We start from the raw sequence: 26,117 nt of genomic DNA, 5'->3' as shown, positions 1-26,117 counted from the left end.
CCCTCTAGGGTCGACGGACCGCCGGCGCGACACGAGAAGCAGCATGTCCGGGACGATCTCCCCACGACGCGAGTCCGACCGTCTGGCAGACCTGCTCGGGCCGACGCGGCTCACGGAGGTCGTCGACATCGGGGCCAACCCGCTCGAGGACGAGCCGCCCTATCTCGCCATGCTGCGCGAGGGCGCCTGCCGGGTCACGGGATTCGAGCCGCAGCCCGAGGCGATCGAGCGACTGCGGTCGGCCGCAGGCGATCTCGAGCGCTACCTCCCCTATGCCATCGGCGACGGCGCCACCCACACCCTGCACCTGTGCGCCTCGTCCGGGTTCTCCAGCCTCTACGAGCCCGACCCCGCGCAGCTCGAGCTGCTCGTCGACTTCCCCCGGCTGGCAACGGTGGTCGACCGTATGCCGCTCCCCACGACCCGCCTCGACGACGTCCGCGAGATCGAACTGCTCGACCACCTCAAGATCGACGTGCAGGGCGCCGAGCTCATGATCTTTCGCGGCGGCCGCGAGACGCTGGCGCGGGCCACGACCATCCAGGTCGAGGTGGGCTTCCACCGGCTCTACCGGGACCAACCGACCTTCGCCGAGATCGACCTCGAGCTGCGCGAGCAGGGTTTCGTGCCGCAGGGATTCGTCTCGACCAAGACCTGGCCGATCGCACCCGTCCAGTGGGCCGACGCCGACGAGCGCCAGGCTCGGCAGCTCGTCGAGGCCGACGCCCTCTACGTCCGCGACCTCACGCGGCTCGACCTGCTCGACGACGAGCAGCTGCGTCACCTCGCGCTGGTCGCGCACCAGGTCTACGACCAGCGTGGGGTGGCGCTGCGCGGCATCCGAGAGCTGGTGCGCCGAGGCGCGCTCGACCCGTCCGCGGAGGAGCGCTACCGCGCAGCGTGACCAGGGGATGTGCAGCACCTGTTCACCTCCCGTCCAGCGTCCATGGCTAGAGTCACGGCCATGACTACCGCCGACGCAGCCCGCACCTCGCTGGCCGACGCCCAGCGCCTCCTCGAGCAGATCGAGGCCGACCACCAGCGATTCGACGAGTTCCTGACCTTCGTCCGCGACTCCGGCAACCGCGCCGCCGAGCTCGCGGAGTACTACGCGGGCCAGGGCATCCAGGACACCGAGGCCGTCCTGGCCGACGATCCCGAGGCGATGACGCCCGCGGTCGCCAACGAGGACTCGGCCTGGGAGGCGCTCGCCGGCCGCGACGACCGCATGCTCCAGCTGCTGCGCCTCGTGACCGCCGAGCTGACCTCCGGTCTGGACCAGTCCGACTCCGACGATGCCGCCGACGCCGACGCTGACGACTCCGACGCTGACGCCGACGACGAGGGCGACTCCGGTCACGCCTGACCGACCCTGATGACCGAGCCGACGACCGACCGCCTGGTGCGCCCTGCGGCCCCGGCGGACGTCGAGGCTCTCGTGACGCTGCGCGGGATCATGTTCGAGGCCATGGGGGTGGCCGAGGACGACCCGCGGTGGCGGGCGGCCGCGAGACGCTGGTTCGTCGAGCGGCTGGCCGATCCGGCATACCGGATCGTGGTGGTGGAGGTGCGGGGCGGGGTCGTGGCGTGCGCGATGGGGGCGCGACGCGACGCCGCCCCGTCACCGGGGGTCCCCGAGGGCGGCGACGTGCTGGTCAGCAACGTCTGCACGCTCCCGAGCGCCCGCGGTCAGGGGCACGGGAGCGCGGCGTTCGAGGCGGTGCTGACCTGGGCGCGCGAGACCGGGGTGCCCCGCGCCGAGCTGATGGCGACCGCCGAGGGACGCCACCTTTACGAACGAGCAGGCTTTTCCACCACCGCCTTTCCCGCCATGCGGGCCGACCTGCGCGCGATGATGGAGCCATGACCGACACCGACACGGACACGGGCACCACGCGGACCAGGCGACGGATCCTCATCACCGGCGCGACCGGAGGCATCGGGCTGCTGCTGGCCGGCCGCCTGCGCGACGACTACGAGATCGTGCAGCACGGCCGCACCCCCAAGAACGACGAGCAGGAGCGAGTGCTCCAGCGGGCCGATCTCGAGGACTACGCCGAGGTGCTGCCGCTCATGGAGGGCGTCGACACCGTCCTGCATCTCGCGAGCTCCGCCTCCCCCGAGTCCGACTGGGACGACGTGCTCGCCGCCAACATCGTGGGCTACCGCAACGTGCTCGAGGCGGCTCGCGAGGCCGGGGTGCGCCGCGTGGTCTACGCGTCGTCCAACCACGCGATGGGGATGTACGACCGGCTCGAGCAGTGGCCCGTCAATCCCCACCAGCTGCCGCGCCCCGACTCGCTGTACGGCGTGTCCAAGGTGTTCGGCGAGACGCTGGGCCGCTATTACCACGACGAGCACGGACTGGACGTCATCGCGCTGCGGATCGGCTGGATGTCCGACGACCCGTTCGACGCCGACGAGGACCTGCTGCACGCCATGTGGCTCAGCGAGGACGACACCGAGCGGGTCTTTCGCTGCGCGATCGAGGCCGAGGTGACCTTCGGGCTCTACTACGCGATCTCCGACAACCCCAACCGCCGCTGGGACCTCACCAACACGATGCTCGAGCTCGGCTATCGGCCGCAGGACTCGTGGACCGAGCGCACCGACGAGCCGGAGGACGTGGTCGAGGGCGGCGCCCCGGTGCGCGACGACTGGCCGCGCAACTCCTGACGCGCCCCGCCGTGCCCCCGGGGCGCGCCATACCTCCCGGGCACCCCCGAAGATCGTGAGAGTTTGGTCCAAGGATGGTGGATGTTGGGTCTGGGGACCTTCGAGACTGGCATGTCCCGATCATGTGAAACACGTGATCCGGGGCGTGCGGGGCGCTGAGTGCGCTATCCCTTGCGGAGGTGCAGGAAGCGGGCGGCGGTCATGCTGAGGTTGGCCACGCATCGCCTGATCGCGGTCGCCGTCACCGAGCTCTTCGATGTCCTTGGCGCGCAACCGGTGCGACAGGCACCAGCAGTGCGTGGCGCGGCGGTCGGGGTTGGTGACGTCGGCGAAGTCCTCGAAGCGCTCCGGCGTCAACGGGTGTGTCGACCAGGTCGGGTCGTCCTCCGTGATGCCCTCGCCTCCCGTGACCAGGGTGGCAGAGGACCCCGCGCCCGGGAACCCCTCCTGGCGGCGGCCTGGCGGCGATCTCGGACCCCGCGGCGGGCCGGCGCCCCGGCATACTGGCTCCATGACCCAGCTCAACGTCCTCGGTGGTCCGCTCGACGAGTGCGGGCAGGACCCCGTGACCGGGTTCTATCGGGACGCGACCTGCACGATCGGTCCGGAGGACCTGGGGCACCACTCGATCTGCGCGGTCGTCACGGTGGAGTTCCTGGCGCACCAGCGGTCGATCGGCAACGACCTGTCGACGCCACGCCCGCAGTACGGCTTCTCGGGGCTGCAGCCCGGTGACACCTGGTGCGTGACGGCGCGCAACTGGCTGATGGCGCACGAGGCGGGGGCCGCCGCGCCGGTGCGGCTGGCCGCGACCAACCAGGCCGTGCTGGGGATCGTGCCGCTGGAGGTGCTGCGGGCGTATGCCGTCGACGTGCCCGACGACACCAGCTCCCTCGATGGGTGACGGGGGCGCGCGGGCGACCGCCACGCTCGTCGGGTGCGGCGACCTCGGGTCCCGGATCGGGCTGCGCCTCGCGTCGGCCGGCGTCGACGTGCGCGCGGTGCGTCGCCACGCCGACCTGGTGCCGCCTCCGTTGACCGGCCTCTCCGCCGACATCACCGACCCCCGGGCTCCCCTGCCGGACCTGTCCGCCGACCTGCTCGTCGTCTGCCTGACCGCGGACGAGCGCGACGAGGCCGGCTACCGGCGCACCTACGTCGAGGGGATGTCACGTGCCCTCGAGGCAGCCTGCCGGGCGGGCCGGTCACCTCGCCGGGCCGTGCTCGTGTCCTCGACCGGGGTGTATGGCGACGCCACCGGTCTCGTGGACGAGGCCACCACGCCGGAGCCGTCACGCGCGACCTCGCGGGTGCTGCTCGAGGCCGAGTCGGCGTTCCGGGAGGCGGTGCCGCACGGCACGGTGGCCCGGCTCAGCGGCCTGTATGGCGACCGCGAGCCCCGCATCGTCGCGCAGGTGCGCCGCGGCGAGGACCCGCACCCGCACCGGTGGACCAATCGGCTGCACCGGCACGACGCGGCGGCCGCCGTCGTCCATCTCCTGACCCGCCCCGAGGCGCCGGACCCGCTCTACGTCGTCACCGACGACGAGCCCTGCACCAGCGGCGAGCTGAGCGCGTATGTCGCTGCGCTGCTGGGGATCTCGTGGTCGGTCAGCACCCCTGGTCGATCCGTGGCCGAGGGTCGCTGCCTGTCCAACGCGCGCCTGCGGGCGACCGGCTTCACGCTGCAGCACCCGACCTATCGCGAGGGCTACCGCGCCCTGCTGACCGGGCTCGGCCTCACCGTCTGACGCGGATCGGGTGAGTCTGCTGCTCGTCGACGAGCAGCGGACTCACCCGATGACGCGCGCCAGGCGCAAGGACGCCTCAGCCTCAGAGGGCCACGATCTCGTGGCGGACGAGCTCGCCTGCGGCGATCTCGAGGATCCCGGCCGTGTGCCGCGGCTGCCGCCTCTTGTCGGTCGGCGACCCGGGGTTGAACAGATGCGTCCCGTCCTCCACGAGGTCCATGGGGATGTGGGAGTGGCCGTAGACGACCACGTCGGCCTCCGGGAACCGCCGCCGCATCCGCCGCCCTCGCCCCTGCCGGGGACCGGCGTCGTGGATCATCGCGAGGCGGACGCCGTCGACCTCGAGCGACATCGTCTCCGGGACGCCGCCTCCCCACGCGGCGACCTCCGGGCCGTCGTTGTTGCCGAGGACGACCCGGACGGGCGCGAAGGCCGACAGCTCGTCGAGCACCGCCGGCACGCACACGTCACCCGCGTGCAGCACGAGGTCCGCCCCCTCCAGCAGGGGAACGAGCCTGGGCGGCACGGACTTCCAGCGCCGGGGAGCGTGCGTGTCCGCGACCACCAGCAGCCGCGTCATACGGCTGACCACGGCGAGGGCGACGGCACGGGAGACTCAGCCGAGCCGCGAACGGACCTCGGCCAGCGAGGGATTGGTGGCCGAGCTGCCGTCCGGAAAGACCACGGTCGGCACCGTCTGGTTGCCGTGGTTGATGGTCTCGACCAGCTCGGCGCTGGCGGACGAGTCCTCGATGTTGACCTCGGTGTAGCCGATACCGGCGCGGTCGAGGTCGCCCTTGAGGCGGCGGCAGTAGCCGCACCAGGTGGTGGAGAACATCGTGATGGTGCCGGCCTGCGGCAGGGCGACGCCGGGGGGGAGGATCTCGCTCACGTTCATGCCCTCCCCAACACCGGGGCGAGCCGCGCGATTCCGCAGCCCCGCCCCGGCTCGAGCCGATCAGCGCGCCGGACGCCAAGGCTCTGCCTTGCCTGCGTCACCCACGCACGTGTCGACGATCGAGGTGGGCATGCCCGGCGCCCTGGACCGCAGGGTCGCGCAGGTCGGCGTGTCCTGGCCGCTCCACACCTCGGACCAGCCGTTGGCGCCCTGGGCACCCAGGGCGGCCGCGCCCTCGCACTCCGGCGCGCCGTAGCTGCCCCATCCGGGCGACCCGTCTCAGCACCACTTGGTCGCGATCGCCTCGACCACGGTGCGGTTGCGGTTGGTGGCCATCCCTGCGACGCGCTCGACGGCCGTGTTGGTGAGTCGCGACCGGTGGTAGTCGGGGCCGAGCAGCAGGTGCACGGCCCGCCCACGGGACACGACCCGCTCGCCGGGAGCCTCGAGGGTGTGCAGCGCAGTGACCACCTCCGCGGACGGCTCCTGCGGCAGGAAGGACACGTAGTGCCTGCCCTCGTGCCCCTCGCCGACCTCGTCCAACTCGTCGGCCACCGCGCGGACCTCCGCCGGCGTCAGCAGCGCCACCGGCACCTCGAATCCCCTGTCGTCCAGGAATGCCCGCTCCATCGCGGCGACGACCTTGTCGCGCGAGCGCATCGTCGTGGTGAGGCGCACGTTGCCGGTGTTGATGTGGGTGGCGACGTCGGTGAACCCCGCCGCCTCCAGGCACGCGACGATCTGCTGGGGCGAGAACGTCCGCTTGCCGGCGAGGTTGATCGCCCGCAGGAAGCCGATCCAGGTGCTCATGACGCCATCCTCCCCGACCACCCCGCCGAGACGCCCCCGCCCACCCCGTCGAGAGGCGCCCACCCACCCGTTGAGAGGCGACAAATGGGGGTTGTGGCCGGCTCATCACCCCCATTTGTCGCCTCTCGACGAAGGAGGGCGGGAGGGAGGCGGGAGGGCGGGCTCGACGGGCGGGCACCTAGACTCGCGGGCAGTCGAGAGGAGCGAGCGTGCGTGCTGTCGTGATGGACGAGCTGGCCGGGCCGCTGCAGGTGCGGGAGGTGGCCGACCCCGCGCCGCCCGCGGGCGGGGTGGTCGTCGACGTGCACGCCACGGGACTGTGCCGCAGCGACTGGCACGCCTGGGCCGGGCACGACGACGTCGCGCTGCCCCACGTGCCAGGGCACGAGCTGGCCGGCGTGGTCAGCGTCGTCGGCACGGGCGTCTCGCGCTGGCGGGTCGGCGATCGCGTGACGGTGCCCTTCGTGTGCGGGTGCGGACGCTGCGACTGGTGCCTCACCGGTCAGGCGCAGGTGTGCCCCGCGCAGGAGCAGCCCGGTTTCACGCACTGGGGATCCTTTGCCGAGCGGGTGGTGCTGCACGCCGCCGACACCAATCTCGTCGCCATCCCCGACGGCGTCACGACCGAGGCGGCGGCCAGCCTGGGCTGCCGGTTCGCGACGGCCTACCGCGCCCTCACCGCTCGTGCCGACGTGCAGCCCGGCGAGTGGGTGTGCGTCGTGGGGGCCGGGGGCGTCGGGCTCAGCGCGGTCATGGTCGCGAGCGCGCTCGGGGCGCGGGTCGTCGCGGTGGACCGGTCGGTCGGGGCGCTCGAGCGCGCCGCCGCGATGGGCGCGACCAGCACGGTCCTCAGCGAGACCGGGGTGGACGTCCCCGCCGAGGTGCAGGCCCTGACCGGCGGGGTGCACGTCAGCGTCGACGCGGTGGGCAGCGAGCAGACCGCCGCGAGCGCCGTGCTCAGCCTGCGCCGACGCGGGCGACACGTGCAGGTCGGTCTGCTGCCGCCCGTGGACGGCCATCCGCGCCTCCCCATGGACCGCGTGATCGCCTGGGAGCTCGACCTGCTCGGCAGCCACGGCATGGCGGCCGCGGACTACCCCGGGATGCTGGCGCTGATCGAGGGCGGTGCGCTGCGACCGCAGGGCCTGGTCGAGCGGGTCGTCGGCCTGGCGGACGCGGTGCGGCTGCTGCCCGCGATGGACACGGCCGCGCCCGCCGGCATCACGATCATCGATCCCCGCCGCTGACGCGCCCGGGCCTGGCACGGCTGCACGGCCCCGGCCCGCCCTCACGCCCCCGCGTAGGACCCGATGGAGTACTGATTGCCCTCGGGGTCGGCGACCGAGGCCGACCGGCCGCCGTAGTCCTGGTCCGACGGCGCCATGAGCGAGGTGCCGCCCGCCGCGAGGGCGCGCTCGTGGACCTCGTCGACCTGCTCGTCGGTGGGGACGACGAGATAGCAGGTGGCGACGCCGACGCGCCGCTGGTAGTCGCTGCCGGACGGGACGGCCCGCCCCGCGGAGCCGCACATGACGCCACCGGCGGCGCCCCAGGCGAGCTCGGCGTGCACGACCGTGCTCGGGTCGTCGGGGTCGCGGTGGACCGCGCGCTCGTCGAAGCCCAGCGCCCGCAGGAAGGTCAGGCCCGCGTCGGCGTCGTCGAAGTGGACGCTGTGGAACAGGGTTGGTGTGGTCATGGCTCCAGCCTCCTGCGGCTCACGCCGGATCGTCTTGAACGATGGGGAACACCTCGGACCGCCACTGCGTGGGCGTCTGCCCGGCGAGTGCACGGAACTCGCGGCTGAGGTGGGCCTGGTCGGCATACCCCGCGCGGGCGGCGACCTCGACCCACGGCTGCCCGGCGCGCGCGAGGCGCATCGCCGCACCGAACCTGTGGAGCTGCCGGACCTCCTGCGGCGGCAGCCCGAACTCGCCGGTGAAGCGGGTGACCAGGTGGCGCCGCGACCAGCCCACCTCGGACGCGAGGCCGGACACCGTCACCCGCCCGCCCCGGCGGTCGAGCAGCCGCCACGCGTGCGCGAGATCGTCTGGCACGACGGACCGTTCGCGGGAGGCAACCTGCAGCAGATGCTCCTCGAGCAGGGCGAACCGCGCGTCCCAGCCCCACCGATTCAGCCCCGCCAGCCGCTCGTGCAGGTCGTGGGGGATGCCCGTGGGCAGGTCGGCGTGGGCGACGAGACCGCGGGCGATCGCGGCGGCTGGCACCCCCAGCAGCGCACGGCAGCCGGCCGGCGTGAGGTCCAGCTGGATGCCGTGCTGCACGCCGTGGGTGCGGATCAGCGCCGGGCGGGTGTGGAGCCCGGAGGCGAGCAGCCACTGCCGCGAACGCGCGTCGGGCTGGTCGCACCAGGTCACGTCGAGCGGCTCGTCGAAGCTGATGATGACGGTCGCGCTCGGGCCGGGCACGCCGTGGTGCACCGCGCGCGGGTCGAGGCGCAGGTCATAGCCCGACATCCGGTGGACCAGGCCCGCCAGAGCGGGGTGCACCCGCCGGTCGTGCTGCATGGCGTCCAGGCTGGCACGTGCAGGACGGCCCGTCGAGGGTGGCTGCGGCATGCGGGTGCGAGGGCGGACCCGGTATGACGAACCGCCCGCACGACGCGGCCGCGGGCGAAGGCCATGTTGGCGAGGGTCCAGGCGGCCGGTCTCTCCATGGCGGGGTCGTGGAGCCGGGCGAGGCCAGCCTCCAGGTCCGCGGTCAGCTGCTCGACGGCCGGGTGGCGGGCCGCGAGGGCGGCGATGAGGGCCGACCGGAGTCGAGGTGGGAGATCTCGCTCACGGAGAAGCGCGCGTCGGCGAGCGTGATCAGCGAGTCCCGCGGAGGGGCCGCTCACCCCCCGGTCATCGGGCGGATCGCGGGTGATGTCCCGCGCGACGGCGCCTGCCGCCCCGAGTCTCAGTAGCTGAAGGTCGTGGCCCCCTCGTCGCCGATCCACTCCCACAGCTGGACGGACCCACCCTGGCGGGCGTTGTCGAGGAAGGTCGACGGGTCGAGCCCCTTGGCGTCCACGCAGATCCCGCAGACGATCATGGTGCCGCCCGCGGCGGCATACCGCGAGAGCAGGGTCGGCAGGGGCGGGCACCCGTCGCAGGCGACCCCCCGGGCGACCCCGTCGACGGCGAGGCGCACGGCCTCCTTGGTGAGGAACATCGTGGTCTCTCGGCCCGACTCCGCGGCGCCGACGGCGACGAGGAACGCGACGGTGACGCGCTCCGGGTCCTCCAGGCCGGTGGTCAGGCTGATGGCTGCCTTGCTCATGGTGCGCTCCTCGTGCTGGGGGCCGCTGCTCGGCCCGACAAGCCGACGCTAGGCCGGCACGCCACGGGATCGCATCGGTGCCGCCACCCAACGCGAGGCCGCGCGCCCAGCCCGCGCGTAGTCGCCCCCGCCCGCCCCCGCCCGCTCGTGCTCGCTCAGCCCTCGCGGACCCATTGCGCCACGGCGGCCGCGCGTGCCGTGGGGCCGCCGACGCCGAGGCGGGCATAGGCGTTCTGGAGGTGCCGCTCGACGGTGCGGACGCTGAGCGACAGGATGGCGCCGATGCCGGCGTTGTCGAGCCCCTGCGCCGCGAGCGCCAGCACCTCGCCCTCGCGCGGGGTGAGCAGCTCGCGCGCCGAGACCGCCGGCGCGACACCACCGTCCGCGCCCTCCGCGAGAAAGGCCGACACCTCGCGGAGGAACACCGGCCAGGCCGGCTCGTCCTCGAGCAGGATGTGGTTGCGGCTGTCGAGCAGCACCAGTCGGGCGCCCGGGATCCCGCGGGCGAGGATCCGCGAGTGCTCGACGTCGTTCATCCGCTCGTGCCGCGAGTGCACCACCAGGGTCGGGACGTCGAGGGTCGCCAGCAGGTCGGTCGCATCGGCCTGACCCCGCTGCCGGCGGGACTCGTAGGCCGTGCGCGCGCTCACCGCGCGGCGGTACAGGTCGTCGAGCCAGCGCATCTGCTCCTCGGTCGCGTCCGGGATCATCATCGACGTGAAGACCCGGCGAAAGACGGGGTCCCGGCGGTCCCAGCCCGCGCGGATCATCGCCTCGAAGGCCGCCTCCAGCTCGCGGTCGTCGTCGGTGACGTGGCGCAGGGCGCCGGCGTAGGTGCTGGCGCACACCAGGTGCGTCACTCGCTCGGGATGCCGCGCCGCGTAGTGCAGCGCCACCGGGCCGCCCTGCGCCATCGCCATCAGCGCGAACCGCTCCAGCCCCCCGTCCTCCACCACCGCGACGAGGTCCTCGATGCGCCGCTCGAGCCCGAAGTCGGTGACCTCGCGGTCGGACAACCCGTGCCCGCGCTCGTCGAACCGCACCACCGTGCGCGTGCGCCCCAGCTCGACGAGGTAGTGACGCCATACCGGCGACTGCCAGTCGAACTCGAGGTGGCTCAGCCAGCAGCTGTCGAGAACCAGCGGGGGCCCGGCCCCGTGGACGGCGTAGGCGATCGTCGTCCCGTCGGACGATCGGCAGAACCGCACTCGCTGAGGGCTGTCGCGAGGAACGCCGCTCCTCATGGACCAAGGCTAGCCCCCGCCTCGCGCGGCGCCCAGGCTCGTCGCAGGCGCAGGACCACACCTCCCAGGGTCCAGGCATAGCGTCAGTGGCGTGAACCTCGACGGCGGCGCGACATCGGACAGGCCAGGCGACCGGGTCTCCCCGGCCGCTCGGGGAGCGATCGTCGGCCTGGCAGCGGGAGCGGTGACCGTCGGCGTCGCCGAGCTGCTGGCCGGCTTCGCGCAGCGGGCCACCTGGTCCAGCGGCACGCCCTCCCCGATCGACGCGGTCGGGGGTGCCTTCGTCGACCGGACTCCCCCGTGGCTCAAGGACTTTGCCGTCGCGACCTTCGGCACCCACGACAAGGCCGTGCTGTATGCCGGGATCGCCGTCACCCTCGTGGTGCTCGCCTGCGGCATCGGGCTCCTGGCGCTCCGCACGGCGCGGGGCGCCCTGGTCGCCCTCGCTCTGCTGGTCGGCGTCGCCATGGCCGCGGTGCTGTCCCGCCCCCAGGCCGCCGTCACCGACCTGGTCCCGTTGCTGCTCGGTGGCCTGGCGGGGATGTGGGCGCTCTCGCGCTGGGCGGCTCCTGCCTCGGCAACCGTGGCGGCCGTCTCCATGACCGAGCCGCGGCCGGTGTCGCGGCGGGTCCTGCTGGGGTCGGGCGTCGCCGCCGTCGTGGCGGGGGCTGCAGCCGTGGCGGTGGGACGCGTCGTGGCGGGTGGCGCGCGAGCCGGGGCGATGGCGCGGGCGGCGTTCGTGGTGCCCAAGGTGGCCAAGCCCGTCGTCGTGCCCGCGGGCGCCTCCCTGGGCATCGCCGGCGTGACGCCGTTCATCGTGCCCAACGCCGACTTCTACCGCATCGACACGGCGCTCGTCGTGCCGCAGGTCGACCCCGCCGGCTGGTCCCTGCGGGTGACCGGCCTGGTCGACCGCGAGGTCACCCTCGACTGGGCGACCCTGCTCGCCAAGCCCATGCAGGAGTCGATGGTGACGCTGATGTGCGTCTCCAACGAGGTGGGCGGCACCCTCAACGGCAACGCCGTCTGGACCGGGTGGCCCGTGCGAGAGCTGTTGCGCGAGGCCGGGGTTCGCCCGGGCGCCGACATGGTGCTGTCCACGAGCGTCGACGGCTTCACGGCCGGCACGCCGCTCGAGGCGATGACGGACGACCGGGACTCGCTGCTCGTCGTCGCGCAGAACGGCCAACCCCTGCTGCCCGAGCACGGCTTCCCGGTGCGCCTGGTCGTGCCCGGGCTCTACGGCTACGTCAGCGCCACGAAGTGGGTGACCGAGCTCAAGGTGACGACCTTCGCGGCGGACCAGGGCTACTGGACGCCGCGCGGCTGGTCGGCGCTCGGTCCGGTCAAGACCCAGTCCCGCATCGACGTCCCCCGCGACGGGGCGACCGTGGCCGCCGGCACCGTCGCCGTGGCGGGCGTCGCGTGGGCGCAGCACCGCGGGATCACGGGCGTGCAGGTGCAGGTCGACGGCGGCCCCTGGGTCGACGCCCGGCTCGGCGCGGACGCCACGTCCGACGCCTGGCGCCAGTGGGTCTACGAGTGGCCGGCCACGTCGGGGCGGCACACGATCGCCATCCGAGCCGTCGACGCGACCGGGCAGCCCGAGACCGCCGAGCCGGCCCCACCCGCGCCGAACGGCGCGAGCGGCCACCACACGATCTCGGTCACCGTCTCCTGACCTGCCGGTCGGTCAGCCTCGGCGGGCCCGTCCAAGCTCAGCCGGCAGCGGCGGGTCGGGGCTCCTGAGCTCGACGAACATCGAGTGCGTCGGGGTCGTGCTGCAGGTCGGCTCAGGTCTGGCCATTCGGGAGTCGGACACGATCCGGTCTCGCGTCGCCTGGGCCGGCTCGGCCCGGCTCCTCCTCGGCCCCGAGGTCGGCGAGCTGTCCCGGGCGGACCTCGTCGACGCCGACTCCGACGCCGACGTGCGCGTCATCGATCCGATGGAGTACGGCCGCGACACCGACGACCTCGACCACGGTGACGACCTGCGAGGCGACGAGCGCAACCGGGACGAGTTCCGGGACGGCGACGCTGACCGGCTGAGCGACAGCGACGCCGGGCCCCGCGGGGACCGTGACACCGGTGTCCTGGACGACGGCGACGCCACTCGCCGCTGACACTTCGCCTGACAGAGCGGGACGGTGCCCTCGGCGCCGTCCCGCTCTGTCGTGCCCCTCCGTCGCCCCGCTCTGTCGTCCCCCTCCGTCGTCCCGGGGCGGGCGACCGCGGCGGGCACGGATCCGCAGAGCGGTGGCAGGTCAGGCGTGGCGGCGGCCGATGTCGAAGCAGTTGCCCTCGGGGTCGAGCAGCGTCGTCCACCGGACGCCGTACTCGTCGAAGTCGGCGACGCGCTCGGCGCCCAGCGCGACGACGCGCTCCACCTCGGCCGGGTAGTCCGGGTCCACCAGGTCGACGTGCACGGGGGCCTTGCCCGCAGCCCGGGGCTCTGCCCGCAGGAACAACCAGCCCGGCCCGTCGCCATACATCCCGATCGCGGCGAAGAACTCGCTGGCGCCCGCGTCGACGGGTCGCTCGAGGACCTGGGACCAGAAGGTGGCGGTGCGGGTGACGTCGAGGCAGTCGAACGTGACGGCGCCGAGGGTGAGGGACATGAGTTCTCCTGGGTGAGTGGCGGATCGACGGTCAGGATGCGGGTGGGTGAGAGATCGGCCAGGCGATCTCGGTGCGATAGCGGCTGGGGTCGCGAACGGTCGGCGGGCCGACCAGGTAGGTCTCGCGGATGGGGCCGGCCAGCCCGATGCCGGCGGCGGAGACGTGGCGGCCCAGGGCGGCATAGGTCCGGCTCACCTGGGTGAACGGCCCCTCATGTATGGCGACCGCGTAGGCGCCTCCCGCGATGGTGACGGCATCGTCGCCCTCGCTCACGGGCACGAACGCCACGACCTCGCCCACGTCGTCGGCGAAGAACGCGTCGGCGTAGGTCGCGGCGCCGGGTCCGGCGGGCAGGCGCGCGCCGAGCTGGGCATAGAGCGCGCCGAAGGCGTCCGCGCACCAGGCGTTGATGTCGTTGCGCTCCACGCGGGCGCGCTGGGTGAGCGCCAGGAGCGGCGGGAGGTGGCGGAGCTCGACGTCGATCTCGACGCCCGGCTCGAGCATCGCGCGCACCTGGGCGACCGCCTCGCCGGTGGCGGCGAGCGTCGTCTGCAGGTCGTCGAGGTGGCCGGCCAGCAGCGCCGTGCGGTCGGCCTCGTCGGCGCGGACGAGCTGGGCGATGCGCGGCAGGGGCATGTCCAGGCTGCGGAGGGTGGCGACGAGCCGCGCGTCCTCGGCCTGGCGGACGTCGTAGTAGCGGTAGCCCGTGCGCGGGTCGACGCGGGCCGCGACCAGCACGTCGCTGTCGTGGTAGTGCCGCAGCCGCTTGATGCTCAGGTGGGTCATCCGCGCGAAGGTGCCGATGGGGACGAGGGTCATGGCCACATCGTGACGTCTCCCGTCGTGGGAGGGTCAACCCCCTCCGCTCGCGTCGGTTCGACGTGATCTGCGGCACCTGCCCCATGGGTGAGCGCATCATGAATCACCTGGCGCACGCCTGCTCCACCCCCAGCCTCATCACGAAGGAGTCATGATGCGAAACCCCCTCGCCACCACCGGCGCACGACGAGTCATCGGCACGGCCGCCCTGGTCCTCACGCTCTCGGCCGGGGCCTTGACTCCGGCCGGTGCGTCGACCGGCGCCTCGATCCTGCCGGCCCATCTGCCTGCTGCGTCGGTGGCTGGGTCCCTGGCTGCGGCCGTCGACCTCGCCCCCTATGCCGACCCCCAGCTGGGTCCGAACGTGCTCGTGATGAAGCCGACGATGCGCGTCGAGCAGATCCGGAGCGTGTTCGACACGGTGGCGCAGCGACAGGTCCCCAACCACTTCGGGCCCGAGCGGTACGCCATCGTCTTCGAGCCCGGCACCTACGGCACCGCCGCGAACCCGCTCGTCGTCCAGGTCGGCTACGGGACGCAGGTCGCCGGGCTGGGGCGGACGCCGGCGGACGTCGTCGTCCACGGCTCGATCAACGTCTACAACCAGTGCGACGCCAACGGCTGCATCGCGCTCAACAACTTCTGGCGCTCGCTGTCGAACCTCACGATCAACGTCGCCGGCGGCGAGGGCTGCCGCAAGGACACCCAGTTCTGGGCGGTCTCGCAGGCCGCGCCGATGCGCGACGTCGTCATCAACGGCCGCACCACGCTCATGGACTACTGCACCGCCGGGCCGCAGTACGCGAGCGGCGGCTTCATCGCGAACTCGACCCTCACGGGGCCGCCGGTCGTCAACGGCTCGCAGCAGCAGTTCCTCGTCCGCAACACGACCCTGCCCGGGTGGAGCAACGGCGTGTGGAACCAGATGTTCGTCGGCTCACCCGCGGCGCCCGCGACGACCTTCCCGGGCACCGACCCCGGCCCCTACACGACGATCGACCGCACCCCCGTCGTCCGGGAGACGCCGCGGCTCGTGACGCAGCCGGACGGCACCCGCGGCGTCCTCGTGCCGGGCGTCCGCACGGACAGCGCCGGCCCGTCCACGACCTCGGGCCGCGTGATCCCGCTGGACCAGTTCGTCATCGCCTCGCCGTCGTCCCGCGTGCCCGCCATCAACAAGGCACTGCGCGAGGGGAAGCACCTGCTCCTCACCCCGGGCACCTACTCGCTGCAGCAGACGATCAGGGTCACGCAGCCCGAGACGGTCGTGGTCGGCCTGGGGCTGCCCGCCCTCTCGCAGCGGACGGGGCAGCCCGTGATCGCGACGTCGTCCGTGCCTGGGGTGACGATCAGCGGGGTCATGCTCGACGCCGGGCCGAAGCGCTCCAAGACGATCCTCCAGGTCGGCGACGCGCACGGCAACGCGGGCTCCAAGCGTCGGTCGGCCGGCGCGGGGAGCACCCCCACCCTGGTGTCTGACGTCTTCCTGCGCGTCGGTGGCGCGGCGGCCGGGTCGACGACGACGGCGGTGACGGTCGACGCCTCCGATGTCATCCTCGACAACATCTGGGCATGGCGCGCCGACCACGGCGAGGGCGTCGGCTGGACCACCAACCCGGCTGATCACGGCGTCATCGTCAACGGGGACGACGTCACGGCATACGGCCTGTTCGTCGAGCACTTCCTGCGCACGGAGGTGGTCTGGAACGGCGAGCGCGGTCGCGTCTACTTCTTCCAGAACGAGAAGCCGTACGACGTGCCCTCCCAGTCCGCGTGGATGATGACCCCCACCTTCAAGGGCTACCCCGCGTTCCAGGTCACGTCTGGAGTGCGGTCCTTCGAGGGCTGGGGCATGGGCAGCTACAGCTTCTTCAACCAGCGTCAGGGCATCCACCTGACGACGGCGTTCGTCGCCCCGACCAAGCCCGGCGTGCGGCTCAACCACCTGCTGACCCGGTGGCTCGACGGCGACGGCGGCATCGACTCCGTGGTCAACGGCGTCGGCGCTCCGGTGGACGCCACGAACCCGGGGCCGTCGACGGTCGTCAGCTATCCCGTCGCGACGCGCTGACCGCTCCGTGCGGCGCCCCGACCCTCATCTCTCGGGGGTCGGGGTGCCGTCGTGCTGGCGCACGGCGTCCGTGGTCGCGGGGCGTGAGGGGTGGGAGCGGTGCGTGAGCGTGGCGTCGGGCCACCGATTTTCGTAGCGTCAGGAGCGTTGACGGGATCGGTCCAGGCTCCTGACGATCGGTCAATAGACTGTGTCCGGCGGGGATCGGGGTTGCGGACCTCGTGGGGTGCCGATCAACTGGCCGTATGACGCCCGCCCTGTCCCTGCGGCCGCTGCGCGTCGCGGACGCCGACGCCATGGTCGAGGTCCTCGCCGACCCGTCGCTCCATCTGTTCACGGGCGGCGAGCCGCCCACCCGCGAGGAGCTGGCCGCCCGCTATGCCCGGCAGGTCGTCGGACGCTCGGCGGACGGCTCCGAGCAGTGGCTCAACTGGATCGTCCTGGCAGGCCCCGACCAACGGCCGGTGGGCTACGTGCAGGCGACCGTGCCGGTCGACGGCGACACCGCCGAGATCTCCTGGGTGATCGGGAGGCCCTGGCAGGGCCGCGGCCACGCCACCGGCGCCGCCCGCCTCATGGTCAAGGAGCTGGCACGGCGCGGCGTGCACCACCTCGTCGCCCACATCCACCCCGACCACGAGGTGTCCGCCCGCGTCGCCACACACCTGGGTCTCACCCCCACCGACGTGATGGTCGACGGCGAGATCCGGTGGACGGGTTCAGCCGGCCCGGCCTGACAACGTGGGTCGCGTCAATCATCGGGCGCGCAAGACCCAGGCCACCTGTGGCCAGTGCTATCCCACGTCGTCGTCAGGCTGGGTCGCGACGGCGACGATCTCTCTGACCTGCGCTGTCACTGACTCGATCAGCTCGACCCCAGCCAGACCTTCATGCACGGTCAGAGGGAGCCACAGAGATCCGTCATCTTGCCGAGCATTACGCCCAGCGACGCTGCTCAGGATCCGAGCGCGGATGAGGTGGAACAGATCCGTTTGTTGGTGGAACAAGACCCAGAGGGGTGTACCACCCACGGCGGCAAGCCTCGGAACGACGGCCACAGCGTAGTAACTATCGCGGCCCGGCCAGACATAGACATATCTCCCCCAGAATGCGCCCATGTCCCGCGCGGGCAAGAGACGCGAGCTGGGATCCGTCAAGCCCCTGGTGACCTCCCTCACCAACTGTTGCAGGTCGCCCTCGCGCTCGCGCCAACCCACGAGATCGGGACCAGAGAAAGGGGCGATGAAATTTCCGGACAGGGTGGCGCACATGGCACGTAGCTGGGCCACGTCAGCGGCTATCGACTGCGGTCCCCAGGGCACAGTCGCAGCAGCGTCGTCCCAGACATCCAGCCACTCGTCCCAGGTCACCACCGCATGGCCCACGTCCCTGTCTACGAGACCGCCCTTCCACAGGTCGAGGCTGGCGGCGAGCACGCGCTCCGCCTCGGCGCGTCTCTGTCGCGGAACCAGAAGGACGATGGCGCCAGGGGAGCTCCCAAGCCGGGCGTCTTGGTTGCGCAGATAGGCCACGATCTGCTCGGTGCCGAGACCGGCTCCGAACTTCATCTCGACGACCACCCGGGGAACGGCTTCGCCCTCGACCACCTGCATCCCCTCGAGATCCGGGCGAGCACGATCCAGATGCACAACCTCCGGCACGAACCACTCGACGCCAGTGAGATCGACCTGGGTTCGTCGCCCCAGGTACTCGACCATCGCCTGTCGCAGGAGGGGATCATCGAGCAGCATCCACACGGCCTGGGTCGCTGCCGGTTCTCCCATCTGGGTGAACCAACCCAGCCCGGCGAGGCGGCCGAGCAGGGGCCGATGGGCCCCACCGTCTGGCGGTTTGGGCGCCGCCACTGCGGGTGCACGCTGTTCAGGACTTGTCATCGGGATCCTTGTCGATGTCGCGCCGGCGGGGTGCGCGCTCGACAACCGCGCGCGAGACCCGGCCGCCGATCAGCCGCGCTCGAGTGAACGCCTCGTCACCGCGGCGCCAGGCGGCATCGACGCCTTCCGCACCTGACTCGAGTGCCCGGTCACGTACCTGCGATGCAGCGTCGCTCCATCGCCTGGCCTCAAGGGATTGCCTGTCCCCCTGGACGCCGAGCAGCTCGTGAAAGTCGTTGACCGTGGCGGCGACCGCATTCCTCGACCGAACCACGGCACCTGAGGCCGCCGGGTGCAGGAGGACCTTGCTGTTGGCCAGGTCTGCGGCCATGTCCATGCGTGCGATCAGTCGCTCGGTGCTCTGGGCGATGAGCGTGCGCCGGTCCCCACGTGCTGCGTGAATGCCGAGTCGGTGTGCCTCCAGGTCGTCCGGGGCTGCTGCGAGCACTCGATCCAGCTCGAGGACGGAGATCGCGTCATGCAGCTGGAAGCACCGGGCCAGCACGGCGAGCCACTCGCGCACGGCCGACTCGGCGTCGCGCGCCGTCTTGGCCAGGTCGCCAACGGCCTTCTTGCGCTCCAGCCTTTCAGCGATCCCATCCAGCTGGCGCAAGGCGTAAGCCTGGGTCTCGGCGATCGTGCCCGGCACGGCCTGCACCTTGGACCACGTGACCTCGTTGACGCGACCACCGTGCTCGCGGATCGTCATGGCTTCCTGGATCACGAGGCCGGCGCCGATCGTGCGCGCCACAACCGCGTCCGTTTGCCCGCGCAGGATGTCATCGACCTTTTCGTCGATCGTCGCGAGGTAGTCAGTGATCTCGTCCATGGTCTGCTGCATCGCCAGCTGGGCCATGATGCCGGCGGCACCCGCCAGCACAGCCGGGTTGGCCAGCAGTGCTCCGGGGCCCGTCGTGAACTCCAAGATCTGCTTGATCTTGCCCTCTTGTGTGAGAACGGCTCGACTCACGCCAGCGCTAGAGCCCTGCATGGCCTCGAAGGTGGGCAGCGCCTTGGCGGAGTCTGGCGTCAGCTTCACCCAACGCCCGGAATTGGCGGCGATGACGGAGGTCATCTGACTGGTAGCTCCCCCGGTTGCAAGGGCGCTCGTGAGCCGCGGCAGCCCGAGGTCCCTGGACTCCAGACCTTCCGCGGCCAAGAAGCGCTCGACGGCAGCCTCATCTCCGATGACTGCCACGCCATCGCCGTCGCTCACCAGGTCGATCTCGTGATCCATGTGCTCCCCCGTCCGCTGCAAGCGTGTCCCACCCTCGCTGACCGTAGTCGCGATGGCCAGGGAGAGGACGGTCTTTGGGCGCATCCAACCCTGACACTCGTCAGGAATCCCGGAGCCGCGTACCCACGACCCTAGGGAGGAGGTCAGTACTCACCCTTGATCACGAAGTAGGACCCGCGGATGACGCCGGCGAGCTTCGACTTCTGCCGAGCGAACTTGAAGGACGACAGCTCCTCCGGGACGTCCATCCCCTCCGACAGCTTGAAGCCCACCGCGCGCTTCCCGCCCGGCTCGACGGTCCAGAGCACGTTGACCCCGAGCCCGGACTCGTGAAGACATGCACCCAGTGGATCCCGTCGACGTCGCAGACGGCCACCTGCAGCGGGCGCGAGGCGATGACGGTGCCGCGCTCATCCTCGAGGATGCCGGCTACCCACGCGACGGTGTCGGGGGCGTCGGCGGCCTCGCTGACCGTGAACTCGTGCCCGTACTTCGTGTGGAAGTAGCGCGCCTCGTTCGCCCTCAGCCCGGCGAGCGCATCGCTGACCGCGGAGGACTCCAGGCCCTGGGCGGACACGTTCGTGAAATCGACGCGTTGACTCACGCAGGCTCCTCGAGTCAGGGTGGATGCTTCCAGTGTGCCGGTGGAAGTCCCGACGGGGCCCTGAACGCATCACCGCGCGACCGCGGTCAGGCGTTGCCGATCAGGTTGTCCGTGACGGACTTCAGGTGAGCGCGCATCGCGCGCTCGGCCCCAGCAGGGTCACGGTCGTTGAGGGCCTCGAGGATGCTGACGTGCTGCTGGTGATAGCAGCGTCGTCGCTCCGGTGTGGAGGTGCGCCGTTTGAGGCTTCCCCACACGGGGAGCGCGCGACCAGCGTTGATGACGTCGAACATGGCCAGGACCAGATCGTTGTGCGTCGCCTCGCCGATCGCCCGATGAAACTTGCTGTCCCACGTCTCGAAGCTGTCGAAGTCCTCCGACCTGCCTCCCTGATCGGCGAAGCTGGCGATGCGGGACAGATCCGCCTGGGTCGCCGCATGCGCCGCAAGGACGGCGACGGAGGGCTCGAGGACCATGCGCGCCTGCATGATGTCCGCCGGACTGGCGTCCCTGGCCACCCCCTCCGCCACGTAGCTCTCCCGCAAGAAGGTCCCCCGGCCCACCTCGCGCACCACCATCCCCTCCTGCTCGAGGCGGGACAGCGCACGGCGGACAGCACTTCGCGGCAGCTGCAGCGTCGCAACGAGCTCACGCTCCGTCGGCAGCTTGGAACCAGGCGCCAGCTCACCACGGGAGATCCCGTCCTCGACGAGGGCACGCAACGCGCGATCCGGGCTGAGCATGCCCAAGTCTAACCCGATGAACCAATTCAGACCAATAGGCCAGCACGGTCGCGACGCTGCCCGCAGGAATCTAGGGGTAGACGGCAGGGGACGAGCCGCTCTACTCTGGAGATGGTCTATATTGGTCGTAATGGTCTCGATTGGAGCAGCATGAAGTTCATGACCTTCACCCACGGGGACTCGGTCCGTCGAGTCGGTCTGGTCACGGGGGAGGGCGACACCGCCGTCGTCCATGACCTCACCGGCACACTGCCGGGGGGAGCCGATCTCGTCAACCTCATCGAGCGCTGGTCGACGCTGGCCCCGCAGCTCGCCCAGCCGGCAGACCTGCCCTCGACAGCCGTCTCGTCGGTCCGGGTGCTCGCACCCATCCCGGTGCCCCGGCGAAACATCTTCTGCGTCGGCAAGAACTACCGGGAGCACGTGGTCGAGTTCGGACGATCTGGCTACGACTCCCCCGACCGTTCCGAGGCCATCCCCGAATTTCCGGTGGTGTTCTCCAAGGCTCCCAGCTCGGTCACCGGACCCTACGACGACATCGACCCCCACCCCGGGGTCACCTCAGAGCTGGACTACGAGGCCGAGCTGGGCGTCATCATCGGCGTGGGCGGACGCGGCATCTCGCGGGAGCAAGCAGCGGAGCACGTGTGGGGTTACACGATCATCGACGACTTCACCGCCCGCGACCTGCAGCGCAAGCACAAGCAGTGGTTGATCGGGAAGTCCCTTGACACCCACTGCCCCATGGGCCCACTGGCGGTGACCGCAGACGAGATCCCGGACCCGACCACCCTCCGCGTGGAGAGCTTCGTCAATGGTGAGATGCGGCAGTCCGCCACCGTGGCTGACCTCATCTTCGACATCCCCACCCTCATCGAGACGATCTCGGCCGGCATCACCCTCCAACCGGGAGACATCATCGCGACCGGCACGCCGGCCGGGGTCGGGATCGGTTTCGAGCCACCAAAGTTCATGACCAGCGGCGACGTCGTCGAGGTCTCCATCACCGGGCTTGGCTCCCAGCGCAACAGCGTGGCCTGAGCCCTCAGACATGCCCCAACCCGAAGGAGCTGGAACACAATGAACATCAACGGACACGAACTGGCTGTCGAGATCAGCGGCAGCGGACCGGCCGTTCTCATGGTCCATGGTCTGGGTGGCACCTCGAACTTCTACCAGGTGCAGGCCGACGCGCTGCAGGACAACCACACGGTCATCCGTGTCGACAGCGCCGGCGCCGGTCGGTCAGAGCTCGCCGCCGACATCAGCATCGAATCCCACGCCGACGACCTTGCAGCCGTGCTCGGGGAGCTCGCCTGCGGGCCGGCTGACGTGGTCGGCCACTCCATGGGCACCCTGGTCGTGCGATCCTTCGCGTCCCGTCACCCAGACCTCGTCCGCAGCGTGGTCCTCCTCGGCGCCGTCGACGTGCCTGCCGAGGCCGCTCGACAGGCACAGCGGGATCGCGCAGCCTTGCTGCGCGACCAGGGCACGGCGGCCGTCGCGCCGGGCGTCGTGGCCAACGCCCTGTCCGCGCAGACGCGCGAGTCAAAGCCCGAGGTGGCCGCCTTCGTACGCGAGCTGATCATGCGCCAAGACCCTGAGGGCTATGCCCGCAACTGTGAGGCGCTCGCCAATGCGACCGAGCCTGGCGCCCTGCCTGCTGACCTCCCCCTGCTCCTCATCACCGGTGACGAGGACAAGGTGGGACCGCCGGCGGCCAGCCAGCGCCTCGCCGAGGCTCGCGACAACGCCTCGGTGGTCATCCTCCCGGGCGTGGGTCACTGGACGGCCCTGGAGGCAGCTACCGAGGTCACCGAGCAGCTCGTCGCTCATCTCTGAATCAAGTGGAGAGATCTCCCCACACGTCTTGCCCTACCACCATCCCGACCTGCACGCTCAACGAGGAGCAGTCATGAGTACGACCAGCAACGCCGTCCACTTCCGGGACGTCAACATCATCGATTCCACTGGTGCACAGCCATACCGGGGCGACGTCCTGGTGACGGACGGACGGATCCGTCAGGTCGGGCACGTCGACGCGACCCCTGAGGGCGCGCGCACCATCAACGGACGCGGCCGAACGCTGATGTCCGGGCTGTGCGACGCCCACACGCACTTCACGTGGAACAACAGTGCAGACCTGGACGGTCTCGGAACGCTCCCGGTGGAGGAGCACCTCCTGTTCGCCCTCGAGTCTGCGCGGACCTATCTCGACTCGGGCTACACCATGTGCTTGGGCGCCGCGTCCGCCAAGGACCGTCTGGACGTCGTCTGCCGCGACGCCATCGCTGCCGGTCGATTCCCCGGCCCGAGATATCTCGCCAACGGACCTGAGATCGCCGTCACCGGAGGTGCTCTGGTCAAGGGCATCACCAAGTTCGCCGATGGCCCCGAAGGCATGCGCCGAGTTGTGCGCGAGCTGGTCGACATCGGCGTGGACCAGATCAAGCTCTCGATGACCGGGGAGGAGATCACGGGGTCCAAGCACGCCGAGGACACCTACTTCTCCGACGAGGAGGTCGCCGCGGCCGTCACCGAGGCGCACCGTCGAGGGCGCCGGGTATGCGCCCACGCACGTTCCGCAGAGAGCGTCAAGATGTGCCTGCGGCACAAGGTCGACATCATCTATCACGCCAGTTACACGGACGCCGAGGGCCTCGACCTGCTCGAGGCCAACCGCGACTGGGTGTTCGTGGCGCCGGGACTGAACTGGCTCGTTGCGACCCTGTACGAGGCGGAGGCCTTCGGCTTCCCCCAGGAGGCAGCCGAGGCGGTTGGTTACAGGCGTGAGCTGGATGCGGCCATCTCGGGACTGAAGGAGATGCACCGCCGGGGCGTCAAAATCCTGCCTGGTGGAGACTACGGGTTCGCCTGGACCCCGCACGGCACCTATGCCAGGGACCTGCAGCACTTCGTCGAGCTCCTCGACTTCACGCCGATGGAGGCGATCATCGCGGCGACGGCGTGGGGCGGCGAGATCATGCTGCAGCCCGATGAGCTGGGCAAGGTGCAACCGGGCTACCTCGCCGACCTGATCGTCGTGGATGGTGACCCCCTCGAGGACATCACCATTCTCCAGGACCCCTCCAAGATGGACTTCGTCATGAAGGACGGCCGCTTCCACAAGGAACCTGAGGACGAAGCATTCCGTCCACCCGCACCAAGCGACGCCGCCGACATCATTCACGACGCCGCGGCCGAGACGGTCCTGCAGCGACCGTGACGGGTGGGGCGGGCGGCCGCGACGTACGGCTGGCCCGCCCCACCTTCGCACCCACCATCATGACGATTCTTATCTGCGGGACCTGTCCCCGCTATGACCGGCCCAACCGAGGCTCCTTCGGCCCCCGCATGCAGGCCGCCCTGATGGCCCAGAACGGGCCCGAGCAGGTGGACGGAAGGCCGCTCCGCGCCCGGTTCGTCCAGTGCCTCGGTGGTTGCCCCAACCACGGGGTCGTGGCCATCGATGCCCCGTTCAAGACGCGAATCCGCCTCAGCGGGCTCGACCCGGGTGATGCCCTGCTGACCGGGGCGATCCTTCGGGCGGCACTGGCTCACGAGCAGAGCCACGACGGGGATCCTGACGAGCTGGCGATCGCGCAGGCCCTGCGTCCTCACATCAGTGCGGTCACGACGAAGCGGCCCGCGTCACCCATGCCCACGACCACTGCAGCACCGCAGTGCACGGAGTGAGCGACGCCTGAGCGCGGGCTCCGACACCACGTCCCGCGAGGCGCCCGCGCGTCACGGCCCCATGCCATAGACGCGGTCCACCACGATGCGCAGCACGAGGCGTCGCTGCTCGATCATCGCCGCGCGGTACTCCTCCCAGTCCGGGTGCTCGCCGCTCAGCTGGCGGTAGAGCTCGACCAGCTCGTCCGCCGCCGCATCGTGCGGATCGCTCGCCACCTCGCCCACCCGGGCGGTGCCCTCGGCGACGACATACTCCCACTGGCTGTCGCCGGCCACGAGGAAGCTGGCTCGCGGGTCCCGCCGCAGGTTGCGGGTCTTGGCGCGGTCGTCGGTGACCGAGACGGACAGCGTGCGTGTGGCCGGGTCGTAGTGATGCCTCACGACCGACATCTGCGGTCGGCCGTCGCGCTTGATCGTGGTCAGGACCCCGGTGCGGTCCGGGAGCTCCAGGATACGGTGGAGGAATTCCTCGCTCATGCCTGCAGCGTATGGCGGTCTGCCGCCTCCCGCCCCCGGTCCCGATCCTGTCAGCGGCGGTATGGCGCCGCAGCCGCGACCTGGCCGCGCTGGGGCTCGGCTCCGTGCTGGTCTTCGCCGTCCCTCACGCCGCCTACCACCTCGTGCATGGCTCGGGGGACTGGCTCGACGCCGGGCTGGGTCCGAGCGTCGGCGCCTACGGGCGCAAGCAGGGTTCGACGGTCCCGCGCCTGGCCTACAACCGGTTCCAGTGCGCCCCCGGGCTGCTCTGGCTCGCCGAGGCCCTCGGTGAGGACCCCGACACGGTGCGACGGGCGATCGCCGCAGTCGAGGCAGGTCCTGCCCGGGGGGCCAGCCAGTGTCGCGCCGTCCGCGAAGTCATCCCGTGGGAACGCATCGAGGCGCTCGCGGCTCCCCACCTCACGGCGGCCCGCCGCGCCGATGCTCGCGCCACCCTGCGTCGCGGGACTCCTCAAGGTCGGCGGGTGCGCACACCCCGGGTTGCCGGCCGGTCGGCTCCGCCTGGACGGCGAGGTCGAGACTAGGCCGCGGGGTCGGTCATCTGCTGGGGCAGCGGCGGCGGCCAACGGGTCGGGTCTCATCCCCCACACGCCCACCCCCCGGGTCCTCGGCGGGAGGGCCGACGACCCCTGCCCCTCCCTCGACCGTGGGTGAAATCGCCGGTGGTCTTCGGCGATCTCACCCACAGTCGCGATGAGGCGGGGTCAGACGGGGGTGTCGAGGAGCTCGCGCAGGTGCGCGTCCAGCCCGTCGAGGTAGGACTGCTCGAAGCCGAAGAGCCCGTAGTGGCCGGCGATGCTGTGCAGCATCCGCACCTCGGCGCCCGGCGTCATCGCGGCCTCGGGCTCGCAGTCGCGCGGCGGGAAGAACATGTCCTGCTCGATCGGCATGACGAAGACCTTGGCAGTGACGCGCGCGAGGGCGGCCGCGAGGTCGCCGCCGGCGTTGCGGGCGACGTCGCCGCGCTGCGAGCAATGATCAGAACCTGTGGATGGTCCTCGGCGGGGTGAACGCGATGGAGCGCACCTTCCCGAGGAAGATCTCGTAGTCACAGAACTCTGATCTGGACCGGCGTTGGCGCGCTGGTTCGGGAAGGTGCGCTCATGCTCAAGGTAGTCCACGACGTCGAGGTGTCCAACGAGTCGGCCGGTGGGTCGCTGCTTGATGAGATCGTCCGGGACGGCGCTCGGCAGATGCTTGCCGTCGCGTTGCAGGCCGAGGTCGCCGCCTACATCGACGCGTTCGTCGACGAGCTCGACGAGGCGGGTCGGCGGCTG

At 71.2% G+C, this 26,117-nt stretch carries 31 protein-coding genes and 2 pseudogenes; 18 read left to right on the top strand and 15 right to left on the bottom strand.

What is annotated here, in order from left to right; all coding sequences use genetic code 11:
• Nucleotides 1-43 precede the first annotated feature (43 nt).
• From K313_RS0107510 to K313_RS0107480, 6 genes are all read left to right on the top strand, one after another.
• Complete coding sequence (locus K313_RS0107510; RefSeq protein WP_029211097.1) at nt 44-904, top strand: FkbM family methyltransferase; 861 nt, start codon at nt 44-46, stop codon at nt 902-904.
• A 60-nt stretch (nt 905-964) separates the two neighbouring features.
• The gene (locus K313_RS0107505; protein ID WP_029211096.1) at nt 965-1,366 is read left to right on the top strand and encodes a hypothetical protein; all 402 of its coding nucleotides are present in this window, start codon (nt 965-967) and stop codon (nt 1,364-1,366) included.
• 9 nt (nt 1,367-1,375) lie between these two features.
• Entirely contained in the window at nt 1,376-1,867 is a 492-nt protein-coding gene (locus K313_RS0107500) for a GNAT family N-acetyltransferase (protein ID WP_029211095.1), read from the top strand.
• Nucleotides 1,864-2,676 (top strand): NAD-dependent epimerase/dehydratase family protein, encoded by an 813-nt coding sequence (locus K313_RS0107495; protein ID WP_029211094.1) that lies wholly within the window; start codon nt 1,864-1,866, stop codon nt 2,674-2,676. Before K313_RS0107500 ends, K313_RS0107495 begins: the two co-directional genes overlap by 4 nt.
• A 511-nt stretch (nt 2,677-3,187) precedes the next feature.
• Nucleotides 3,188-3,580, top strand: a complete 393-nt coding sequence (locus tag K313_RS0107485) for a DUF2237 family protein (RefSeq protein ID WP_019286798.1) — start codon at nt 3,188-3,190, stop codon at nt 3,578-3,580.
• Nucleotides 3,573-4,427 (top strand): NAD(P)H-binding protein, encoded by an 855-nt coding sequence (locus K313_RS0107480; RefSeq protein WP_029211093.1) that lies wholly within the window; start codon nt 3,573-3,575, stop codon nt 4,425-4,427. The genes K313_RS0107485 and K313_RS0107480 overlap by 8 nt, the downstream gene beginning before the upstream one ends.
• Before the next feature lie 82 nt (nt 4,428-4,509).
• Here K313_RS0107480 and K313_RS0107475 read toward each other — a convergent pair whose 3' ends face one another.
• Nucleotides 4,510-5,007, bottom strand: a complete 498-nt coding sequence (locus K313_RS0107475) for a metallophosphoesterase family protein (protein ID WP_029211092.1) — start codon at nt 5,005-5,007, stop codon at nt 4,510-4,512.
• A gap of 36 nt (nt 5,008-5,043) precedes the next feature.
• Nucleotides 5,044-5,325, bottom strand: a complete 282-nt coding sequence (locus K313_RS20425; RefSeq protein ID WP_019286801.1) for a mycoredoxin — start codon at nt 5,323-5,325, stop codon at nt 5,044-5,046.
• 88 nt (nt 5,326-5,413) lie between these two features.
• Here K313_RS20425 and K313_RS23430 point away from each other — a divergent pair, with 88 nt between their 5' ends.
• Nucleotides 5,414-5,581, top strand: coding sequence for a hypothetical protein (locus tag K313_RS23430; protein WP_156911224.1), 168 nt, complete (start codon nt 5,414-5,416; stop codon nt 5,579-5,581).
• A gap of 23 nt (nt 5,582-5,604) precedes the next feature.
• Here the strand turns inward: K313_RS23430 and K313_RS0107460 are convergent, their stop codons facing one another.
• A complete protein-coding gene (locus K313_RS0107460) occupies nt 5,605-6,135 on the bottom strand; it encodes a DUF1697 domain-containing protein (protein ID WP_029211091.1) in 531 nt (176 codons plus the stop codon).
• A 209-nt stretch (nt 6,136-6,344) separates the two neighbouring features.
• On the opposite strand from K313_RS0107460, the gene K313_RS0107455 reads away from it, so the two are divergent.
• Nucleotides 6,345-7,382: an alcohol dehydrogenase catalytic domain-containing protein gene (locus K313_RS0107455; protein ID WP_029211090.1), complete on the top strand. Its 1,038-nt coding sequence runs from the start codon at nt 6,345-6,347 to the stop codon at nt 7,380-7,382.
• Nucleotides 7,383-7,423: 41 nt separating this feature from the next.
• On the opposite strand, the gene K313_RS0107450 is transcribed toward K313_RS0107455, so the two are convergent.
• The 4 genes from K313_RS0107450 to K313_RS0107430 form a co-directional block, all read right to left on the bottom strand.
• Entirely contained in the window at nt 7,424-7,831 is a 408-nt protein-coding gene (locus K313_RS0107450; protein ID WP_029211089.1) for a VOC family protein, read from the bottom strand.
• 19 nt (nt 7,832-7,850) lie between these two features.
• A complete protein-coding gene (locus K313_RS0107445; RefSeq protein WP_029211088.1) occupies nt 7,851-8,660 on the bottom strand; it encodes a helix-turn-helix domain-containing protein in 810 nt (269 codons plus the stop codon).
• A 391-nt stretch (nt 8,661-9,051) separates the two neighbouring features.
• On the bottom strand, nt 9,052-9,414 hold the full coding sequence (locus tag K313_RS0107435) for a DsrE family protein (protein ID WP_029211086.1): 363 nt from the start codon (nt 9,412-9,414) through the stop codon (nt 9,052-9,054).
• A 155-nt stretch (nt 9,415-9,569) separates the two neighbouring features.
• Nucleotides 9,570-10,658 (bottom strand): alpha/beta fold hydrolase, encoded by a 1,089-nt coding sequence (locus K313_RS0107430; RefSeq protein WP_029211085.1) that lies wholly within the window; start codon nt 10,656-10,658, stop codon nt 9,570-9,572.
• Nucleotides 10,659-10,749: 91 nt separating this feature from the next.
• Here K313_RS0107430 and K313_RS0107425 point away from each other — a divergent pair, with 91 nt between their 5' ends.
• The gene (locus K313_RS0107425; RefSeq protein ID WP_029211084.1) at nt 10,750-12,339 is read left to right on the top strand and encodes a molybdopterin-dependent oxidoreductase; all 1,590 of its coding nucleotides are present in this window, start codon (nt 10,750-10,752) and stop codon (nt 12,337-12,339) included.
• 97 nt (nt 12,340-12,436) lie between these two features.
• Nucleotides 12,437-12,781, top strand: a complete 345-nt coding sequence (locus K313_RS0107420) for a hypothetical protein (RefSeq protein WP_029211083.1) — start codon at nt 12,437-12,439, stop codon at nt 12,779-12,781.
• Nucleotides 12,782-12,922: 141 nt separating this feature from the next.
• On the opposite strand, the gene K313_RS0107415 is transcribed toward K313_RS0107420, so the two are convergent.
• On the bottom strand, nt 12,923-13,276 hold the full coding sequence (locus K313_RS0107415; RefSeq protein ID WP_029211082.1) for a VOC family protein: 354 nt from the start codon (nt 13,274-13,276) through the stop codon (nt 12,923-12,925).
• A 31-nt stretch (nt 13,277-13,307) separates the two neighbouring features.
• Nucleotides 13,308-14,096: a MerR family transcriptional regulator gene (locus K313_RS0107410; RefSeq protein WP_029211081.1), complete on the bottom strand. Its 789-nt coding sequence runs from the start codon at nt 14,094-14,096 to the stop codon at nt 13,308-13,310.
• Between the two features lie 151 nt (nt 14,097-14,247).
• On the opposite strand from K313_RS0107410, the gene K313_RS0107405 reads away from it, so the two are divergent.
• Nucleotides 14,248-16,167 carry a glycosyl hydrolase family 28-related protein gene (locus K313_RS0107405; RefSeq protein WP_029211080.1) on the top strand — a complete coding sequence of 640 codons (1,920 nt, stop codon included), beginning with the start codon at nt 14,248-14,250 and terminating at the stop codon, nt 16,165-16,167.
• 245 nt (nt 16,168-16,412) lie between these two features.
• Nucleotides 16,413-16,904: a GNAT family N-acetyltransferase gene (locus K313_RS0107400; RefSeq protein WP_029211079.1), complete on the top strand. Its 492-nt coding sequence runs from the start codon at nt 16,413-16,415 to the stop codon at nt 16,902-16,904.
• Between the two features lie 57 nt (nt 16,905-16,961).
• Here K313_RS0107400 and K313_RS0107395 read toward each other — a convergent pair whose 3' ends face one another.
• From K313_RS0107395 to K313_RS0107380, 4 genes and pseudogenes are all read right to left on the bottom strand, one after another.
• The gene (locus tag K313_RS0107395; RefSeq protein WP_156911222.1) at nt 16,962-18,062 is read right to left on the bottom strand and encodes a hypothetical protein; all 1,101 of its coding nucleotides are present in this window, start codon (nt 18,060-18,062) and stop codon (nt 16,962-16,964) included.
• Nucleotides 18,049-19,299, bottom strand: a complete 1,251-nt coding sequence (locus K313_RS0107390) for a hypothetical protein (protein ID WP_029211077.1) — start codon at nt 19,297-19,299, stop codon at nt 18,049-18,051. Before K313_RS0107390 ends, K313_RS0107395 begins: the two co-directional genes overlap by 14 nt.
• A gap of 143 nt (nt 19,300-19,442) precedes the next feature.
• Nucleotides 19,443-19,903, bottom strand: a pseudogene (locus K313_RS20420) (phage tail protein).
• 86 nt (nt 19,904-19,989) lie between these two features.
• Complete coding sequence (locus tag K313_RS0107380; protein WP_029211076.1) at nt 19,990-20,646, bottom strand: FadR/GntR family transcriptional regulator; 657 nt, start codon at nt 20,644-20,646, stop codon at nt 19,990-19,992.
• 159 nt (nt 20,647-20,805) lie between these two features.
• Here K313_RS0107380 and K313_RS0107375 point away from each other — a divergent pair, with 159 nt between their 5' ends.
• The 4 genes from K313_RS0107375 to K313_RS0107360 all read left to right on the top strand — a co-directional run bounded on the left by K313_RS0107375 (nt 20,806) and on the right by K313_RS0107360 (nt 24,342).
• On the top strand, nt 20,806-21,687 hold the full coding sequence (locus tag K313_RS0107375) for a fumarylacetoacetate hydrolase family protein (RefSeq protein ID WP_240483953.1): 882 nt from the start codon (nt 20,806-20,808) through the stop codon (nt 21,685-21,687).
• A 39-nt stretch (nt 21,688-21,726) separates the two neighbouring features.
• Nucleotides 21,727-22,488 carry an alpha/beta fold hydrolase gene (locus tag K313_RS0107370; RefSeq protein ID WP_029211074.1) on the top strand — a complete coding sequence of 254 codons (762 nt, stop codon included), beginning with the start codon at nt 21,727-21,729 and terminating at the stop codon, nt 22,486-22,488.
• 73 nt (nt 22,489-22,561) lie between these two features.
• On the top strand, nt 22,562-23,872 hold the full coding sequence (locus K313_RS0107365; RefSeq protein ID WP_029211073.1) for a metal-dependent hydrolase family protein: 1,311 nt from the start codon (nt 22,562-22,564) through the stop codon (nt 23,870-23,872).
• Nucleotides 23,873-23,931: 59 nt separating this feature from the next.
• Complete coding sequence (locus K313_RS0107360) at nt 23,932-24,342, top strand: thioredoxin domain-containing protein (protein ID WP_169516828.1); 411 nt, start codon at nt 23,932-23,934, stop codon at nt 24,340-24,342.
• Between the two features lie 51 nt (nt 24,343-24,393).
• Here the strand turns inward: K313_RS0107360 and K313_RS0107355 are convergent, their stop codons facing one another.
• Nucleotides 24,394-24,819 (bottom strand): PPOX class F420-dependent oxidoreductase, encoded by a 426-nt coding sequence (locus K313_RS0107355; protein ID WP_029211071.1) that lies wholly within the window; start codon nt 24,817-24,819, stop codon nt 24,394-24,396.
• Between the two features lie 11 nt (nt 24,820-24,830).
• On the opposite strand from K313_RS0107355, the gene K313_RS22240 reads away from it, so the two are divergent.
• Complete coding sequence (locus K313_RS22240) at nt 24,831-25,364, top strand: hypothetical protein (protein WP_029211070.1); 534 nt, start codon at nt 24,831-24,833, stop codon at nt 25,362-25,364.
• Nucleotides 25,365-25,544: 180 nt separating this feature from the next.
• On the opposite strand, the gene K313_RS0107345 is transcribed toward K313_RS22240, so the two are convergent.
• On the bottom strand, nt 25,545-25,730 hold the full coding sequence (locus K313_RS0107345; protein WP_029211069.1) for a hypothetical protein: 186 nt from the start codon (nt 25,728-25,730) through the stop codon (nt 25,545-25,547).
• A gap of 213 nt (nt 25,731-25,943) precedes the next feature.
• On the opposite strand from K313_RS0107345, the pseudogene K313_RS23425 reads away from it, so the two are divergent.
• A pseudogene (locus K313_RS23425) lies at nt 25,944-26,117 on the top strand (IS256 family transposase); the annotation flags it as partial.

The sequence above is a fragment of the Arsenicicoccus bolidensis DSM 15745 genome (assembly GCF_000426385.1).
Taxonomy (GTDB): Bacteria; Actinomycetota; Actinomycetes; order Actinomycetales; family Dermatophilaceae; genus Arsenicicoccus; species Arsenicicoccus bolidensis.
The sequence above is the reverse complement of the archived record's forward strand: the minus strand, read 5'-3'. Positions and strand labels throughout refer to the sequence as shown.

What these genes read in the sequence shown, in the direction of transcription:
- K313_RS0107390 (WP_029211077.1), bottom strand. Translation starts at nt 19,299, where the DNA reads ATGGATCACGAGATCGACCTGGTGAGCGACGGCGATGGCGTGGCAGTC.
- K313_RS0107480 (WP_029211093.1), top strand. Translation starts at nt 3,573, where the DNA reads ATGGGTGACGGGGGCGCGCGGGCGACCGCCACGCTCGTCGGGTGCGGC.
- K313_RS0107430 (WP_029211085.1), bottom strand. Translation starts at nt 10,658, where the DNA reads ATGAGGAGCGGCGTTCCTCGCGACAGCCCTCAGCGAGTGCGGTTCTGC.
- K313_RS0107365 (WP_029211073.1), top strand. Translation starts at nt 22,562, where the DNA reads ATGAGTACGACCAGCAACGCCGTCCACTTCCGGGACGTCAACATCATC.
- K313_RS0107435 (WP_029211086.1), bottom strand. Translation starts at nt 9,414, where the DNA reads ATGAGCAAGGCAGCCATCAGCCTGACCACCGGCCTGGAGGACCCGGAG.
- K313_RS0107400 (WP_029211079.1), top strand. Translation starts at nt 16,413, where the DNA reads ATGACGCCCGCCCTGTCCCTGCGGCCGCTGCGCGTCGCGGACGCCGAC.
- K313_RS0107370 (WP_029211074.1), top strand. Translation starts at nt 21,727, where the DNA reads ATGAACATCAACGGACACGAACTGGCTGTCGAGATCAGCGGCAGCGGA.
- K313_RS0107450 (WP_029211089.1), bottom strand. Translation starts at nt 7,831, where the DNA reads ATGACCACACCAACCCTGTTCCACAGCGTCCACTTCGACGACGCCGAC.
- K313_RS0107360 (WP_169516828.1), top strand. Translation starts at nt 23,932, where the DNA reads ATGACGATTCTTATCTGCGGGACCTGTCCCCGCTATGACCGGCCCAAC.
- K313_RS0107495 (WP_029211094.1), top strand. Translation starts at nt 1,864, where the DNA reads ATGACCGACACCGACACGGACACGGGCACCACGCGGACCAGGCGACGG.
- K313_RS0107380 (WP_029211076.1), bottom strand. Translation starts at nt 20,646, where the DNA reads ATGCTCAGCCCGGATCGCGCGTTGCGTGCCCTCGTCGAGGACGGGATC.
- K313_RS0107505 (WP_029211096.1), top strand. Translation starts at nt 965, where the DNA reads ATGACTACCGCCGACGCAGCCCGCACCTCGCTGGCCGACGCCCAGCGC.
- K313_RS0107345 (WP_029211069.1), bottom strand. Translation starts at nt 25,730, where the DNA reads ATGCCGATCGAGCAGGACATGTTCTTCCCGCCGCGCGACTGCGAGCCC.
- K313_RS20425 (WP_019286801.1), bottom strand. Translation starts at nt 5,325, where the DNA reads ATGAACGTGAGCGAGATCCTCCCCCCCGGCGTCGCCCTGCCGCAGGCC.
- K313_RS0107355 (WP_029211071.1), bottom strand. Translation starts at nt 24,819, where the DNA reads ATGAGCGAGGAATTCCTCCACCGTATCCTGGAGCTCCCGGACCGCACC.
- K313_RS0107445 (WP_029211088.1), bottom strand. Translation starts at nt 8,660, where the DNA reads ATGCAGCACGACCGGCGGGTGCACCCCGCTCTGGCGGGCCTGGTCCAC.
- K313_RS0107485 (WP_019286798.1), top strand. Translation starts at nt 3,188, where the DNA reads ATGACCCAGCTCAACGTCCTCGGTGGTCCGCTCGACGAGTGCGGGCAG.
- K313_RS0107500 (WP_029211095.1), top strand. Translation starts at nt 1,376, where the DNA reads ATGACCGAGCCGACGACCGACCGCCTGGTGCGCCCTGCGGCCCCGGCG.
- K313_RS0107410 (WP_029211081.1), bottom strand. Translation starts at nt 14,096, where the DNA reads ATGACCCTCGTCCCCATCGGCACCTTCGCGCGGATGACCCACCTGAGC.
- K313_RS22240 (WP_029211070.1), top strand. Translation starts at nt 24,831, where the DNA reads ATGGCGGTCTGCCGCCTCCCGCCCCCGGTCCCGATCCTGTCAGCGGCG.
- K313_RS0107510 (WP_029211097.1), top strand. Translation starts at nt 44, where the DNA reads ATGTCCGGGACGATCTCCCCACGACGCGAGTCCGACCGTCTGGCAGAC.
- K313_RS0107475 (WP_029211092.1), bottom strand. Translation starts at nt 5,007, where the DNA reads ATGACGCGGCTGCTGGTGGTCGCGGACACGCACGCTCCCCGGCGCTGG.
- K313_RS0107375 (WP_240483953.1), top strand. Translation starts at nt 20,806, where the DNA reads ATGACCTTCACCCACGGGGACTCGGTCCGTCGAGTCGGTCTGGTCACG.
- K313_RS0107460 (WP_029211091.1), bottom strand. Translation starts at nt 6,135, where the DNA reads ATGAGCACCTGGATCGGCTTCCTGCGGGCGATCAACCTCGCCGGCAAG.
- K313_RS0107415 (WP_029211082.1), bottom strand. Translation starts at nt 13,276, where the DNA reads ATGTCCCTCACCCTCGGCGCCGTCACGTTCGACTGCCTCGACGTCACC.
- K313_RS0107395 (WP_156911222.1), bottom strand. Translation starts at nt 18,062, where the DNA reads ATGACAAGTCCTGAACAGCGTGCACCCGCAGTGGCGGCGCCCAAACCG.
- K313_RS0107405 (WP_029211080.1), top strand. Translation starts at nt 14,248, where the DNA reads ATGATGCGAAACCCCCTCGCCACCACCGGCGCACGACGAGTCATCGGC.